General features: G+C 33.4%; 8 protein-coding genes. 3 read left to right on the top strand and 5 right to left on the bottom strand.

Translation table 11 applies throughout. The annotated features are described in order from the left end of the window. Position 1: 1 nt before the first annotated feature. The 5 genes from ACNFIH_RS20330 to ACNFIH_RS20310 form a co-directional block, all read right to left on the bottom strand. A complete protein-coding gene (locus ACNFIH_RS20330; RefSeq protein ID WP_426484532.1) occupies positions 2 to 1,579 on the bottom strand; it encodes a RagB/SusD family nutrient uptake outer membrane protein in 1,578 nt (525 codons plus the stop codon). A gap of 159 nt (positions 1,580 to 1,738) precedes the next feature. Continuing rightward, complete coding sequence (locus tag ACNFIH_RS20325) at positions 1,739 to 4,777, bottom strand: SusC/RagA family TonB-linked outer membrane protein (RefSeq protein WP_426484531.1); 3,039 nt, start codon at positions 4,775 to 4,777, stop codon at positions 1,739 to 1,741. 359 nt (positions 4,778 to 5,136) lie between these two features. Next, positions 5,137 to 6,162: a glycosyl hydrolase family 18 protein gene (locus tag ACNFIH_RS20320; RefSeq protein ID WP_426484530.1), complete on the bottom strand. Its 1,026-nt coding sequence runs from the start codon at positions 6,160 to 6,162 to the stop codon at positions 5,137 to 5,139. Positions 6,163 to 6,253: 91 nt separating this feature from the next. Beyond that, on the bottom strand, positions 6,254 to 7,768 hold the full coding sequence (locus tag ACNFIH_RS20315) for a SusD/RagB family nutrient-binding outer membrane lipoprotein (RefSeq protein ID WP_426484529.1): 1,515 nt from the start codon (positions 7,766 to 7,768) through the stop codon (positions 6,254 to 6,256). An 11-nt stretch (positions 7,769 to 7,779) separates the two neighbouring features. Further along, the gene (locus tag ACNFIH_RS20310; protein ID WP_426484528.1) at positions 7,780 to 10,968 is read right to left on the bottom strand and encodes a SusC/RagA family TonB-linked outer membrane protein; all 3,189 of its coding nucleotides are present in this window, start codon (positions 10,966 to 10,968) and stop codon (positions 7,780 to 7,782) included. Between the two features lie 528 nt (positions 10,969 to 11,496). Here ACNFIH_RS20310 and ACNFIH_RS20305 point away from each other — a divergent pair. The 3 genes from ACNFIH_RS20305 (at position 11,497) to ACNFIH_RS20295 (ending at position 14,920) form a co-directional block, all read left to right on the top strand. Continuing rightward, entirely contained in the window at positions 11,497 to 12,291 is a 795-nt protein-coding gene (locus ACNFIH_RS20305; RefSeq protein ID WP_238567955.1) for a sensor histidine kinase, read from the top strand. Continuing rightward, positions 12,281 to 12,982, top strand: a complete 702-nt coding sequence (locus ACNFIH_RS20300) for a LytR/AlgR family response regulator transcription factor (protein ID WP_035646940.1) — start codon at positions 12,281 to 12,283, stop codon at positions 12,980 to 12,982. Before ACNFIH_RS20305 ends, ACNFIH_RS20300 begins: the two co-directional genes overlap by 11 nt. Positions 12,983 to 13,159: 177 nt before the next feature. After that, on the top strand, positions 13,160 to 14,920 hold the full coding sequence (locus tag ACNFIH_RS20295) for an MFS transporter (protein ID WP_035646942.1): 1,761 nt from the start codon (positions 13,160 to 13,162) through the stop codon (positions 14,918 to 14,920). Positions 14,921 to 15,001 lie beyond the last annotated feature (81 nt).

The following is a 15,001-nucleotide window of genomic DNA, read 5'->3' as shown; positions in this document are numbered from 1 at the left end:
CTTAGAATTTGTTAACTCCAGTATCCCACCAAAGTCTAGTTGCTCCTGTGTCAGGTCCTCCTAAAAGCTGAACACCTTGAGCATAACCTGTAGGGTTAGAAGTTTTCTCATTCACATAGAAATTTAATCTTCTTACAAATGTTCCGTTAGGAATTTTTCCTCCAGAGAAGTTGTTTGCTGGCAAGAATAATTTTGGATATCCGGTTCTTCTTGTTTCAGCCCAAGCTTCTTGTCCGTCAGGGAAACCTGCGATCCATTTTTGAGTGATAATTTTTTGTAGTTTAACTTCATTAGTCGCTGCATCAGACCATTTTACAGTTACCAAGTTTTGCGCTGCAATATTATTAGCTGCGTTTAACGGATCTGTAAAATTTGCTGGCATTGAAACATCATCAGCAATGTAAGCAGCTGCACTTCCTGCACCTAATTGAGCAAAAGAAGTAGAAATTCCTGCTTCATAAAATGACTGAGCAGATCCACCAACATTCCATCCTTTTAAAGCTGCTTCAGCTTTTAAGAAATAAGATTCAGATGCATTGAACCAAGGAATTAAGTTGTTTTCTACGATTGGTCCAACTTTAGAGAATAAATCTGCTTTTGCTGTTCTATAATTAGCGTCTACTATAGTTCCCATTCTGATACCTTGATAAATACCACCTGTACCTGTATAGAAGAATGTAGCTCTTCTTGGATCATTATAACCGTTCATGATAGAAGTAATTGCTCCACCAGCATTGATATCTGCCCAAGGACCTGTATAGGTTTTAACAGGGTGCTCAGCGATATAAGCCATGTTATCAGCATTAGAAGTGATTACACCTAAACCAGCTAACGCAGCTTCACCTTCTGTTTTTGCTTTTGCAGGATCAATATTAGAAATACGCAATGCTAAACGTAATCTTAAAGAGTTAGCAAATTTTACCCATTTCTGAATATTTCCAGCCGCTGTTGTTCCATCTGTTGCATCTCCTGAAGGGAAAAATGTAGCAGAAGCATCTGCAGCTTTTGGAGTTAAAATATCAATCGCAGTTTTTAACTCTGCAAAAAATTGATCATAAACTGCTTTTTGAGAATCATATGGAGTTGTTCCATCTGCATTTCCAAAACCTGAATATACGATTGGCCCGTAATAATCTGTAGTTTTATGCATTGCATAAACTTTCAAAATAAGAGACCATGCATAAAATTGAGGGTATTTTTCTTTTGTTAATTTTTCAAGGTTATATGCATTTACCATTTCTTTTTGGTACTTCTGAACCCACTCAGCACCATTCCATCCATCTAAAAGAGCATAAGTTGAATTGTTTGCATTACCTTCAAAATCGTGAGGTGTTCCCATGTATCCTGAAAAGATATCAGCATTTAAGTTAAACTGAATATCTCCCTGCCAGTCATCTGCAACTAAGATATACATTCCTCTCTGCATCGTTTTAAGAGGCGCTTTTACCTGATTAAAATCTTGCTCTAATTGAGTATTGCTAAAACCACTCTCGTTGGTATTTATATCTTCAAAGTCTCCCGTACAGCTACTTAATGAAAGAGCTAAAACTGAACCTAATATTAATAATTTATTTTTCATCTGTGAATTTTTATCGTTAATTAAAATCATTTTTATTGATTTATAAGCCACCCCTAATCAAGGGTTTCGTTGTTTGTTGTTTTACATTATTTCCACATTCAATCAACAAACAAGGATCTTACAACAACCAAAAGGTTTTGTCCTTTTATTGAAATTATTTTAGAAAGTTAAATTCAAATTAACACCTATACTTCTTGTTGAAGGCATTCCAAAAATATCAACACCTTGTAATCCTTCTCCAGAGCTTAATGTTACGTTTGGATCAAACGGAGCATCTTTGTAGAAGAAAAATAAGTTTTTACCAACAAGAGAAACATTCACTGCATTGAAAATTGTGCTTTTGCTAAAGTCAAATGTATATCCTAAAGAAAGCTCACCTAATTTGATATTTGTCGCTTTGTACATATATTCTCCTGTAGCACCTGCTCTATCTCCAACTTGGCTATAGTAATCTTGAGCATTCATTGTACTTACAGCTGTTCCATCAGGTTTTACTGCATTAATTTTAACACCACCAGCATCTCTTGCATCACCACTATTTTTAGATACGCCATAAGAATCAAGCATTGCTTCTGTCATACTCATTACATTACCTCCGAATCTTCCATCGATAAGAACATTTAAGAAGATTTTTTTGTATTTGAATGAGTTTGAGAAACCTAGCATAAAATCAGGATTAGAACTTCCCATATCTACCCAGTCCGTTTTTTGAATACGTCCAGCGTCATCAAGTAAAATTTGACCTTGCGCATTTCTTACAATATCTTTTCCTTGAATTGTTCCAAAAGGTTGTCCTTCTTTCATAACATATCTATAACTATTTGGATCTCCATTAGTCAAGATAACTGTATTAATTTCTCCATTTGCACCTGAACCTAAATCAAGTACTGTGTTTTTATTTGAAGCATAATTCAATCCTAGATCCCAAGAAAATTTATCTGTTTGAATTGCTTTACCAGTTACTGTAATCTCAAAACCTTTATTTTCAATACTTCCTGCATTAAATGCATAATTAGTATATCCTGTAGTATTTGGGATTGGAGCTGGAGCAGTGATTAACTGATTTTTAGTTTCGTTATGGTAGTAAGTAAAATCAAATCCAATTCTGTTGTTCAAGAATCTCCATTCTGTACCAAATTCATAAGAATTTTGCATTTCTGGTTTCAATGAAGTTCCAGGTTGTGGTCCAACAATTGGAGCCGTTACAATACCTCCAACCAAAGTATTTACTGGGGAAGTTAAGAAAGGAGAGATATCATTACCCACTTGAGCAAATGAAGCTCTAACTTTTGCATAGCTAATTGACTCTGGCAATGTTACCATTTGACTCAAAATAGCTGATAAACCTACAGATGGATAGAAGAAGCTTAAATTATCTGTATTAACTAAAGTTGAAGACCAGTCATTTCTTCCAGTCAAATCTAAATAGATCATATCTTTATAGCCAATTGTTGCGCTTGCAAAAACTGACTGCACTTCTTTTTTACCTCCAATAGTATGTGCATTTCTTTCAGCAGATACAAAGTTTCCTGTATTAAACCAGTTAGCATTAACTAATCCATTTTTTTGACCTGAATCACTGATGTAAGCATCATTGATTGTAGATTTTGTGATACTTGTACCAATATTAGCGCTGAATGAGAAATCATCGCTGAATTTTGTATTGATAGTAGCAATTAAATCACCATATAATTGAGTGCTTTCGCTATCTGAATAAATATATCTACCTGTAGAAGGCGCCAATGTTTCATTTGTACCTGCGTACATTTTTTTATCAAAAATGTTGTCAAATTTATTATAACCACCTCTTGCTTTAATACTTAACCACTCATTAGCTTTGTATGTAATAGCTGCAGAACTGATCAATGATTGATTTTTATCAATTGATTGATTTCTATTTAAGATCCACCCTGGATTTTGAATAATATCTGATGTTTGAGTTGGCCATCTTTGGGTCATTAAGTTTCTAGCCGGATCAAATACTTCAAAATTGTTGTAATAATCATTAAAATCATTTCCTCTTGGGAATAAATAAGCTCCAGTTAATGGGTTGAAATATAATCCGTTTGTTGGTTTATTTATAATTTTTTGTTCAGCATAAGATATCGAACCATCAATAGTTACTTTATCATCAAATAATTTAACACTTTGACGAAGTGCAATATTGTTTTTCTTAAACTCGTTAGTTGGGATTACTCCATCAACTTTAGTATTTGCATAAGTAAGACTAGTCGACATTTTATCAGATCCACCATTTACAGATACTGAGTTAATCATAGTAACACCTGTATTGTAGAAATCCTTAACGTGATCAGGAGAATTTTTAGCTGCACCCCAAGTTTTGTCAGATGATGGAGCTGCTCCATAATTAGTTTGAAATTCAGGTAATGAAACAACATTGTCTACAAATAAACTCGCATTATAATTTGCTGTTACTTTTCCTTCTTTTCCTTTTTTAGTAGTTACTAAAATTACACCATTTGCACCTTGAGAACCATATAAAGCAGCTGCAGAAGCTCCTTTAAGAACTGTCATAGATTCAATGTCATCAGGGTTCATCATCGAAATTGCATCACCACCATCTCTATTTCCTCCTGCTGTATCTCCAAAAACCTGATTTGCCTGAGCAGAATTAGAGTTCAACATTGGAATTCCATCAATAACATATAAAGGCTGATTGTTTGTTGCAGATGAGTTACCACGAATAGTTACTTTTACTGCTCCACCAGCTCCAGCAGAACTTTTTCCAACAATTAAACCTGCAACTTTTCCAGATAAGCTGTTCATTAAGTTCGCATCTTTAACTCTTGTCACCTCATCACCTTTTACCTCTTGCGCTGCATAAGTAAGCGTCTTTTTTGATCTTTTTAAACCTAATGAAGTAACAACAACTTCACTTAAAGCATTTGAAGATGCATTAACCATTTTTACGTTAACAGTAGTAGCATCACCAACCACAATACTTTGTGTTTCAAGACCTACATAGCTAAAAACTAATGTCTGTCCTTTTTGTGCTTCGATTGTATACAATCCGTCAAAATCGGTAGTAGCTCCTTTTTGACTTCCTTGTACCAAAACAGATGCCCCTGGCAACGGCATTCCATCAGAACCTGTAATCACACCTTTGACATTTTTCACCTGTGCAAGCGAAACTTGCGCCGTAAAAACAATCATAAAGATTAAGAAAATTTTTTTCATGTTTATTTATTTTGTTAGTTATGACGTAAAATTATTCTTAAGGCATTGTTAAAAAAAATAAATTATACAAACAGCCTTAAACTTTAAACAAACGACATAAAACATTCAATAATGCGTTTTGCGAAAACGTTTTCAAATGAAAATACTAACACGTTTTCAATAATTTTTCGCATTATATGCAAAAAATTTGCAGATTTAGTAAATAAAACAAAATATTACAACTATTTAAAATACAAGACATTAAATTCAACAATTGCTTCAAAAGTCTTTTAACAGGCCTGATTTTAACAAAATATTAAGAATTATATCAACTTTCTATTTAGCAGATTATATTAAAAATAATGTCGTTCATATTTTTTTTAATTTCCACAGAGATTTGTGGTCTTGATTTTTAATGATTTATATTTTTGATGAATAACTTCCAATAATGAATACTCATCAAAAGAATCTTGCGCAAGTTCCCAAATCATAATTCCTCCCGTGTTTTGAGCTGCATATTCTACCTTTTTTGAAATGGTCAATCTTCCGTTATAATATATCTTCCCTAATTCATCAAGTTCTGCAAATTGTTTTCCTGCCTCAACAATTTGTCCGTAAGTTGAACTTGTAACATTTGGATAAGTAAAATTATATCCATAAAAAGGTACTCCGAGTGTTAGTTTTTCACTTGGAACATTTTGAAGTTTGTGCCAAAACTCAATTCCGTTTTTTGCAAATTCAAAAGAGCTGTGCTGACCTGGATTATTTGGAGTCCACGGCCCTGTACTATCATAGGCCATAATATTTAAAAAATCAAATGCATTTAAAGCTTCGGCACTGATATTTTCAAAACGAGTATTATTAGGCAATGCTGCCGTCATAATTTTTTTATGTTCAAAAAGACTCTTTTTTAATTCGATTACAAATCCACTATAACCAACTGTTACAGCATTCCATTCGAGATCAACATCAACACCGTCTAAATGATGAAGTTCTACGAAATTGATTATATTCTGAATTAAAGCAGGTCTGTTTTCTGGTTTATCAATTAACAAAGACCAATTTGTGGACTGTTCTTCTGAAATTACACCTCCTGCGAGAGAAATACTTATTATAATATTAGGATTGACCGATTTGGCATATTTAACAAGTGCATCAATATCTCCTGTAAAAATGATATTTCCATTTTTATCCGGATTAGCAAAAGCAACATTCAGATGAGTTAATTTACAAAACTGAATCGAAGTCATTTTATTAAAATTATCCGATGCTAGATAACCTACAACTCTGGCCGTTTTAAGCTGGCGATCATCAATATTTGAATCTTTATTTGAAGTGCAGCTGTAAACCGATCCAAGCGAAGTTATAAAGAAAAGAATGCCTAATAAGGCTTTATTATTGATCATAATTTTTAATTTTAAACAAATTGTTTTTAATTTTAATTAGATTGAAATAATACCTTATTAGGCATAACTCTATATTTTTAGGATTTTATTTTTAGTTTTTATCCCACCAAACTTTATTTGTCCATTCATTCTTACCTCCCATTCTTGTCAAAGCTTCCTGGAAATTTGGTCCATTTTTCTGTGCTTCATCATTTGGATAATACAAACGTGTTGGTACAACACCGCCGGTTTCAGAATCTGGATTTGTAATTGGTAATAACTTAGGGAATCCAGTTCTTCTCCAGTTTGAATAGGCTTCAATACTATTTAATAAATAAGTAACCCAAAGCTGTGTTGCAATTTGTTCTTTCTCTTTTCCTGCAACTAGAGGTTTGTTGTTCAAATAAGTATCTATTGCACCTTGAGTTGGCAACGCTGCACCATACATTGCAAGGTGTCTGATACCTGCTTCAACTCCTTTTTTATAATAATCAGCAGCTGAACCTGTAACCCACCCTCTAAATGCAGCTTCAGCCAATAACAATTGTGATTCTGAATAACTTACATGTAAAAATGGAGTTGTTTTTAATTTTAAATAAGGTTGAATACCTGAGATAGCATTTGATCCACCTGGCATTTCCCATTGAAAAACTCCAGGAGTGTTCCCTACATATAATTCTTCACCAGGTGCTGGAGGTCCCCAATTTGAACTTCCAGTTTTTGGAGTAGCCAACATTGTTAATCTAGGATCGCCATTGTTTCTTAAAAAGTCGATCATCAAAGAACTGAAGTGGTCGCCATTTTCGTTTCCAATGAAAGCATATGACAATCCGTTTCCTCTAAAATCAAGTGCTCCCGGCGTATCATTAAATGGATAATCCAAACATTTCATAAAACAGTTGTCTGCATTGCTTTGAAAAACTCCATTTTGAAATGCTGCTTTAGCTTGTTTTTCTGCTTCTGCCGGACTAACTTCAGAAATTCTCATTGCTAGACGCAAACGCATAGTGTTCGCCAATTTTTTCCATTTTGAAACATCACCATTATAAAACTGATCTCCTTTTATAGCACCTCCGCCATCATTCAACTGTACAAACGCTTCTTCTAATTGTTTAAAAAAGGCATTATAAATATCCTCTTGTTTATCATATTTAGGTGTTACAATTCCTTTAGAGAAACCCAAACCTGCTTCTGAATAAGGACAATCACCATAAAGATCTGTAATACGCTGCACAATCATTACTCTCATAATTTTTGCTACTGCATTCATATTAACTAAAGTTGGATCGCCAGAAGTTTTCTCAATAATATCTACAACACCTTTTAATTCGTTGGCGTAACCATTTCGCCATAAAGCAGTCGCATAATCATCATTTTTCTTGAATTTACTTCCAAACTCTGTTACGTTCCATGCACCTGCATAGTGCTGTACAAATCCTCCTGAGTAAATCAAGTTGGCTCTCCATTGGTAATAACCGTCACCAGACATACACAATTGTGCAAACGTAAGTTGTCCTGCAGGATTTGCAGATAACGCCACCGGATCTTTTTCCAGTTCGTCAAAATTTTCTGTACAGCCAACCAGCGTAAATATTGCCAATAAAGCTATTATTTGTTTAAATTTCATAATTTCTTTTTTTAGAATGTAATTTTAAGATTGAAACCATATGATCTTCTAAATGGCAACGAACCATATTCAAAACCTTGTCCATTTCCTGAAGTGTACATAGACTCTGGATCAATGTTTGGCAAATCTTTATTGAAAGTGAACAAGTTTCTTGCAAAAGCCGAAACATAGATTGAATTGATTTTTGCTCCGCCGAAAACACTTTTCGGTATCTGATATCCTAAACTTACCTCTCTCAATTTCACGTAAGAAGCATCATAAATAAATGGTGCTGGTGTATTGTTGAAAACTGAAGTCCAGTAATCTTGAGGGTTAACAGGAGTTGTATTTTTCACATAAACCGGATTAGCCTCTGTTCCTGTATTTTGAACACCATTTGCTACATAACCCGCAGTAGGAATCCAAGTTGCCTGGCTAAAGTTTGGATCATTTGCAACCGCTTGAGCTCTTGCTGCATTATAAGCATCTCTACCTTCTGTTGTAACATCAAGAAGTCCTTTTTGTGCTGCCAATGAGTTTGTCATTGAGTAAACATCCATTCCGAATTTCATGTCAATTAAAAACTGGAATGTAAATCCTTTATAAGAAAAACGGTTTGTTAAACCTGCTGCCCAATCAGGAAGACCTTTTCCTAAAGCAACTTTAGTATCTGTATATAAAGGTAAACCATTTGCTCCAACGATCATTTCTCCATCAGGTGTTTTTTGGAAATCTTTACCAATAATAGTTCCGTATTGTCCACCAACTTGTGCCACAATTGCAGCACCAGCCCAACGAGCTTCAGAAATAGTATAAGTATCAATATCTGGATGCAAAGAGATAATCGAGTTTTTGTTTTTTGAAAAGTTCAAATCAATTCCCCATTCAAAATCCTGAGTTTTAATTGGTGTTCCTGATAAGAAAATCTCGATACCTTCATTACGAAGTTTACCAGCATTTACTGAAATATACTCATATCCAGAAGTTGCTGAAGATGGTAAATCAATTGTTTGATCTGAAGTATCTTCACGGTAAACTGTAATATCTGCTTTTAATCTGTTTTTGAAGAAAGCCGTTTCAAGTCCAAACTCAACTCCAGTTTTAGACTGATAAGTCAAATTAGGATTTGGTGCTGAAGTATTTTTAATGTTTACAACACTTCCACCATTATAAGAAGAATATGTCGTATAGTTTAAAGCATTTTTGTAAGCTCCAGGTGCATTTGAAACCTGTGCCCAAGATGCTCTGAATTTACCATAAGAGAAAGCATCACTTTGAATATCGAATGCGTCAGAGAATACAAAACCTAACGAAGCTGCTGGATAAAAAGCATCTTTATTGATTACACTGAACCAATCATTTCTTCCTGTAAACTCAGCATACAAATATCCTTTATAATCGAATTTAGCAGAACCGTAAATTGAATTTGTTCTTGTTTTTGTATCCTGTGGTGCATTTTCTGTCTGATTAGAAAAATTGCTGATATACTCTGTACCCGGCTCAATAATATTTGTTCCGAATCTAGAATTTTGCTGTCTTCTAAAATCTCTTCTTCCTGTTCCTAAAATTCCAGAAAGTGTTAAATCTGTAGCTAATTTTATGTTGCTGAAAGTGGCAATAAAATCGGTATTCTGTTCAGAAACTGTAATAGTTTCTAATCCAAGATAACCAAGATCTCTTCCTGGCCAAGTACTTCCTTTAGCCATAAAATCTTTAGAATTAAAAGTATAAGTATCTAAACCTGTTCTGAAAGTTAATCCTAACCAATTTTTAACTTGATAAGTTCCAGTAACATTACCTATAAAACGATTTTTTACAGTAGCATTATGATTTTCATTTACAACCCAATACGGATTCAATAAATATACATTGTTATTCCATTGATACATTGAACCATCAGCTGGATTTACAGAATTTTTAAGCCAAGCCTGATCAATATTTGGCGCTAAGCCGCTTAATGAATATCCAACGTTATTTGGTGAATCTCCTAAACCTGGTCTGTTGTTCGTATTTTCAGCGATATAATTTACATTTGCATCCAAAGTAAATTTCTCTGATTTAATAGTACCATTTAAAGTAGCGTTGTTTCTTTCTAAACCAGACTCCGGAATCACGTCGTCATTTTTAAGACTATTGAATCCAAAACGTACAAATGCATTATCACTTCCTGCTGAAAGCGCAACTCCATTTGATAGTGTAACTCCCGTTTTAAAGAAATCCTGAATGTTATTATCTACTTTAGCATAAGGTCTCATTGAACCATCAAATATTTTCACCTGCTGTCCAACTGTTTCTGAAAATTTAGGTCCCCACGCATTTGTAGTGTATCCATATATTTCAGTAGGAGCTTTATTTGGATCTGGCAAAATTCCGTTTGAACCTGTACCGTATTCCGTTTGATAGTCACTGTATTTAGCATTTACTCTATCGAAACTTACACCACTTGTTAATTCAACTTGCAGTTTCCCTTTGCTTCCTTTTTTAGTTGTAATTAAAATTACTCCATTTAACGCTCTAGAACCATAAAGTGCCGCTGCTGCCGCTCCTTTAAGAACAGTTAAGCTCTCAATATCATTTGGGTTGATGCTCGAAATACCGTCTCCGCTATCTCTTCCATCAAACCATTTACTTGTTGCAGCCTGATCATTATTTAAACCTGAGTTATCAATAGGAACACCATCTACAACATAAAGTGGTTGGTTACTCTCACCTATGCTTGATATACCTCTAATAATAACTCTTGTACTTCCTCCCACACCTGTTGCAGGAATAGACACATCAACACCGGCAACTTTTCCAGAAAGAGCTGTCGCAACGTTAGTTGTAATTACTTTATTTAATTGATCTCCTTTAACATCCTGAACGGCATAACCCAATTCTTTCTTTTGTCTTTTGATACCTAATGCAGTAACAACTACTTCATTTAAGTTTTGCGCATCAGGACTCAATACTACATTCACTGTTGTAGCACCTGCAACTGTAACAGTTTTAGTTTTAATTCCGATATACGAAAATACAAGTACATCTCCTGTAGATGCCTGAATCGTATAAACTCCGTCAAAATCCGATTGAGTTGCCGTTTTTGTGCCTTGAACTAATACAGTTACTCCAGGCAACGGTAATCCGCTCTCATCGCTTACCAAACCTTTGATAGTTTTCACCTGTCCGCTCATAAATTGCGTGGTGAGAAAAATCACAAAGATTAATACAAATTGTTTCATTTTTTCATGGTTTTTTTTAGTTATGCGATAAATTTATTGTTAATTTTAACATAAATAAAACAATTTATACAAACAGCATAAAACTTTAAACAAACGACATAAATCATTCAACATTATGTTTTACGAAAACGTTATTCTCAAAAAATAAAATACCTTTTCAGTTTTTTTACATTTTTTTCTTCAAAAGAATTGCGTTTTAGCTTCTAATTGTTTAAAGTTGCACAATATTTAAACATTTGCTTAACAAAAGCTAAATCCCAAGAAATTAAGTTGAACGAAATTCAAAAGTTAAAATTCGACATCAAACTTCAAAACCACATTTGGTTTTGGAGCATTTATTTTACTTTAAATTTTTTAAGATGGGGAGCTTATTTTAATGACTATCCTTATGCTTTCAAATCAAATTCGATTGAATTTGCATTAGTTATACCTTTAGTATATTTCAATTTGTTTGTTTTGGTGCCGCGATTTGTCCTCAAACAAAGATATATTCTCTATACATTTTCGCTTTTAATAAGCTTATTTGTAATGTATTTATGTAAAACCGCTCTTACCTATTATATTATATCTGAAAATATCTGGCCCGAAGCCAATCGGGAATATCATCCTTTTGAAATTAATCATATTGTAGCCGTTTGTATTGGTGAACTTTATGTTCTTGCAATGGCCTCCTCAGTTTATTTGACTTTAACCTGGCTTCGAGAACGTGAACGAAACAGATCATTGAGAGAAAATCAATTCAAAATCAAATTAAAGTATCTTGAAAATCAAATACAGCCACATTTTTTCTTCAATACCTTAAATAATTTATATGCCTTATCGCTTGAATCTTCAAATAAGGTTCCTGACGTTATCATTAAATTATCCAATTTGATGGAATATGTGTTGTATGATGTAAAAGGAACAAAATTTGTTCCTTTGATTAAAGAAATTGATTACATTCAAAATTATATTGAAATTGAAAAGCTTCGTTTTGAAAACGTGGAAGTTACCATCAATTTGGAGTCTAATATTGAGGACATTGTTGTGCCGCCTCTAATTTTCATTTCATTGGTTGAGAATGCCTTTAAACACGGAGGTTTAAACAATCGAAACCTAAAAATAAAAATCAATTGTAAAGTTATTGACAATAAATTGTTAGATTTTGAAATCCTAAATAATTTTGTAATTTCACAAAATCTTAATCAAAAAGGAGGAATTGGATTAGTCAATACTAAAAAAAGATTAAAGTTAATTTACAAGAATAATTTCACTTTAAAACAGGCAATAAAACTTAACTACTATATAATCCGTTTGCAAATACCTATTCAAAATGAAGATTAAATGCGTTTTGATCGATGACGAACCTTTGGCTATCAAAGTCCTGCAAAATTACTTTGCTAATTTTACAGATTTTGAAGTGGTTGCAACATTCAATAATTCTTTGGAAGCACTTGATTTTATAAACAGCACTCCAGTTGATGCCGTATTTCTAGACATCAATATGCCAATGATGACCGGATTTGAATTAATCAGCCTCATCGAAAACAAGACCAAAGTAATCATAACCACTGCCTTTAGGGAATTTGCTGCCGAAAGTTACGATCTTGATGTTTTAGATTATTTGGTAAAACCAATTCCGTTACCAAGATTTATAAAATGCATCAACAAAATAACTACCGAGTACAATCTTAAAAACAACATTAAGGTTGAAACAACAAAAGGCGATTCTCATATTTTTATCAAAGTCGATAAAAAGATGATGAAAATTAACATTGAAGAAATCCTCTTTGTTGAAGGAATGAAAGAATACATAAAAGTAGTTACTCCAGACAAAACTTATATTACACACAAATCTTTAACATCTCTATCTGAGGAATTGCCAATCGATAGATTTTTACGCATACATAAATCGTACGTTATTGCACTGAATAAGGTAAAATCTATTGAAGGAAACCGTATTCAGATACAATCTTATACAATTCCTATTGGCAGAAACTACAGTAAGGATGTAAAAAACAAAATATTGGAATAAAATCCACTTCATATTCCATTTTCTAACTAAGTTAAAACTAACACATTGTTGAAAAAATGATGTTGTTTGTTTAAATTTAACATTATTTGTGCCTTTTTATTTTTTTTTGCTATTCGTAACAAATATATTTACGGTCTTCAAAAAACACTATAATAAAAAATTAACCTTATTACAATTATGAGTTCAGAAAATGTACAAACCAAGTGGGGACAATTTATCTCATTGATAATCGTGTTCTTCTTTTGGGGTTTTGTTGGTTCTGCCAATGACATCCTGATACCAGTATTCAAAAAAGTATTTACTTTATCACAAGTACAATCACAGTTAGTAGCATGGGCTTTTTATGCTGCTTATTTTGTTGGTGCAGTAATCTTTTTCCTTGTATCTCTAAAAAGAGATGTTTTACAGCAATTTGGATACAAAAAAACTTTAGCAGCAGGATTACTTCTTTCTGCAGTTGGTTCATTTTTGTTTATTCCAGCGGCTTCGTTTGGTAGTTTCCCTTTCTTTTTAACAGCATTATTTATCGTGGGTCTTGGTTTTTCAATTCAACAAATTGTTGCCAATCCATTAGCTATTAAAATGGGAGATCCAGCAACTGGAGCACACCGTTTGACTTTAGCGGGAGGTATCAACTCATTTGGAACAACAATTGGTGCTATTTTACTTGGAATCGCTTTATTTGGAATGGGAAATGACGATGGTAAGAAAAAAGACCTTCAATCAATTGAAATCGTACAAAATGATTTCACTAAATTAAGAAATGAATTATCTGAAAACATAAAAGAAATTTCAGTTGACAACATAGATTCAAAAGAAGAAACACAAGCCGCTACGGCTGCGTTGACTGAAAAAGTAAGTCAAATCGACGTTCAATTAGCTGAAATTTCAAAAAACTTAAACAATCCTTCAGTTTCTGTAAAACCTTTTGTTGCACAATATGAAGTAATTGAAAAAGAGGTTGCAAAAATTAAATTGCCACTTGAAGTTGTAAAATCTAAATTACATTTAGTTAAATTTCCTTTTACAATCTTAGGATTTGCTTTTATTGTTGTAGCTATTTTCATGTATTTCTCTAAAATTGAAGATCCTGCAAAAATTAGCGAAGAAGAAGCGGTAATCGAACACAAACATGCTAAATTCAGCATTTTTGATTATCCTCAATTATACCTTGGAATGTTAGGAATCTTTATTTATGTTGGAACTGAGGTGACCATCATTAGTAATCTTCCTGCATTATTAAAAACAAGTGAGTTCGGAAGCGTACTAGAAGATGCCATCGCACCATTTATCGCCTTATATTGGGGAAGTTTAATGATCGGACGCTGGAATGGTGGTGTAAACGTTTTCAATACTTCTAACCTTGTAAATACAGCTTTAAAATTCATCGTTCCTGCTTTAGCATTTGGAGTAATCATTGGAGCTAATATTTTTGCTGCTCATGATGTTTCTTCATTTTATATTTACCCAATCTGGATTTTATTGTTTATTGCGGTAAGTTTTGTAGGAGGTAAAAATGCTGGAAAAACTTTAATGCTTTTCGGTCTTTCAGGAATCACAATGATGGTTGCCGGATTAGTTTGGCCAGATCCATCAATTGCTAAATTTTTCTTTATCTCAGGAGGTTTATTCTTATCTATCATGTGGCCTTCTATCTTCGATTTAGCGATTGCAGGTTTAGGAAAAAACACTGGAAAAGCTTCATCTTTCTTGATTATGATGATCCTTGGAGGAGGAGTTATTCCATTGATCCAAGGAAGTATCTGTGATTTAGACGCTACAAACCCAGGTGGAATTTTCGGAATTTCATATACACATTTCTCATATGTTGTACCACTTATTGGTTTTGCTTATTTAGCATTTTACGGGTTCTATTGCCCTAAAATTTTAAAAAGACAAGGAATCAACCACGTTGAAGGTGGCGGTGGCGGACACTAAAAAACAAAAAAAACTCCCATTTATCAATGGGAGTTTTTTTTTATATCACAAAAAGAAATCTCAGAATCTTAGCAACACAGT

The organism is Flavobacterium sp. 2 (assembly GCF_049949195.1).
Classification (GTDB): Bacteria; Bacteroidota; Bacteroidia; order Flavobacteriales; family Flavobacteriaceae; genus Flavobacterium.
The sequence above is the reverse complement of the archived record's forward strand: the minus strand, read 5'-3'. Positions and strand labels throughout refer to the sequence as shown.

Excerpts from the sequence above, each read along its gene's own strand:
- ACNFIH_RS20330 (WP_426484532.1), bottom strand. The coding sequence starts at position 1,579 with ATGAAAAATAAATTATTAATATTAGGTTCAGTTTTAGCTCTTTCATTA.
- ACNFIH_RS20325 (WP_426484531.1), bottom strand. The coding sequence starts at position 4,777 with ATGAAAAAAATTTTCTTAATCTTTATGATTGTTTTTACGGCGCAAGTT.
- ACNFIH_RS20320 (WP_426484530.1), bottom strand. The coding sequence starts at position 6,162 with ATGATCAATAATAAAGCCTTATTAGGCATTCTTTTCTTTATAACTTCG.
- ACNFIH_RS20315 (WP_426484529.1), bottom strand. The coding sequence starts at position 7,768 with ATGAAATTTAAACAAATAATAGCTTTATTGGCAATATTTACGCTGGTT.
- ACNFIH_RS20310 (WP_426484528.1), bottom strand. The coding sequence starts at position 10,968 with ATGAAACAATTTGTATTAATCTTTGTGATTTTTCTCACCACGCAATTT.
- ACNFIH_RS20305 (WP_238567955.1), top strand. The coding sequence starts at position 11,497 with ATGTATTTATGTAAAACCGCTCTTACCTATTATATTATATCTGAAAAT.
- ACNFIH_RS20300 (WP_035646940.1), top strand. The coding sequence starts at position 12,281 with ATGAAGATTAAATGCGTTTTGATCGATGACGAACCTTTGGCTATCAAA.
- ACNFIH_RS20295 (WP_035646942.1), top strand. The coding sequence starts at position 13,160 with ATGAGTTCAGAAAATGTACAAACCAAGTGGGGACAATTTATCTCATTG.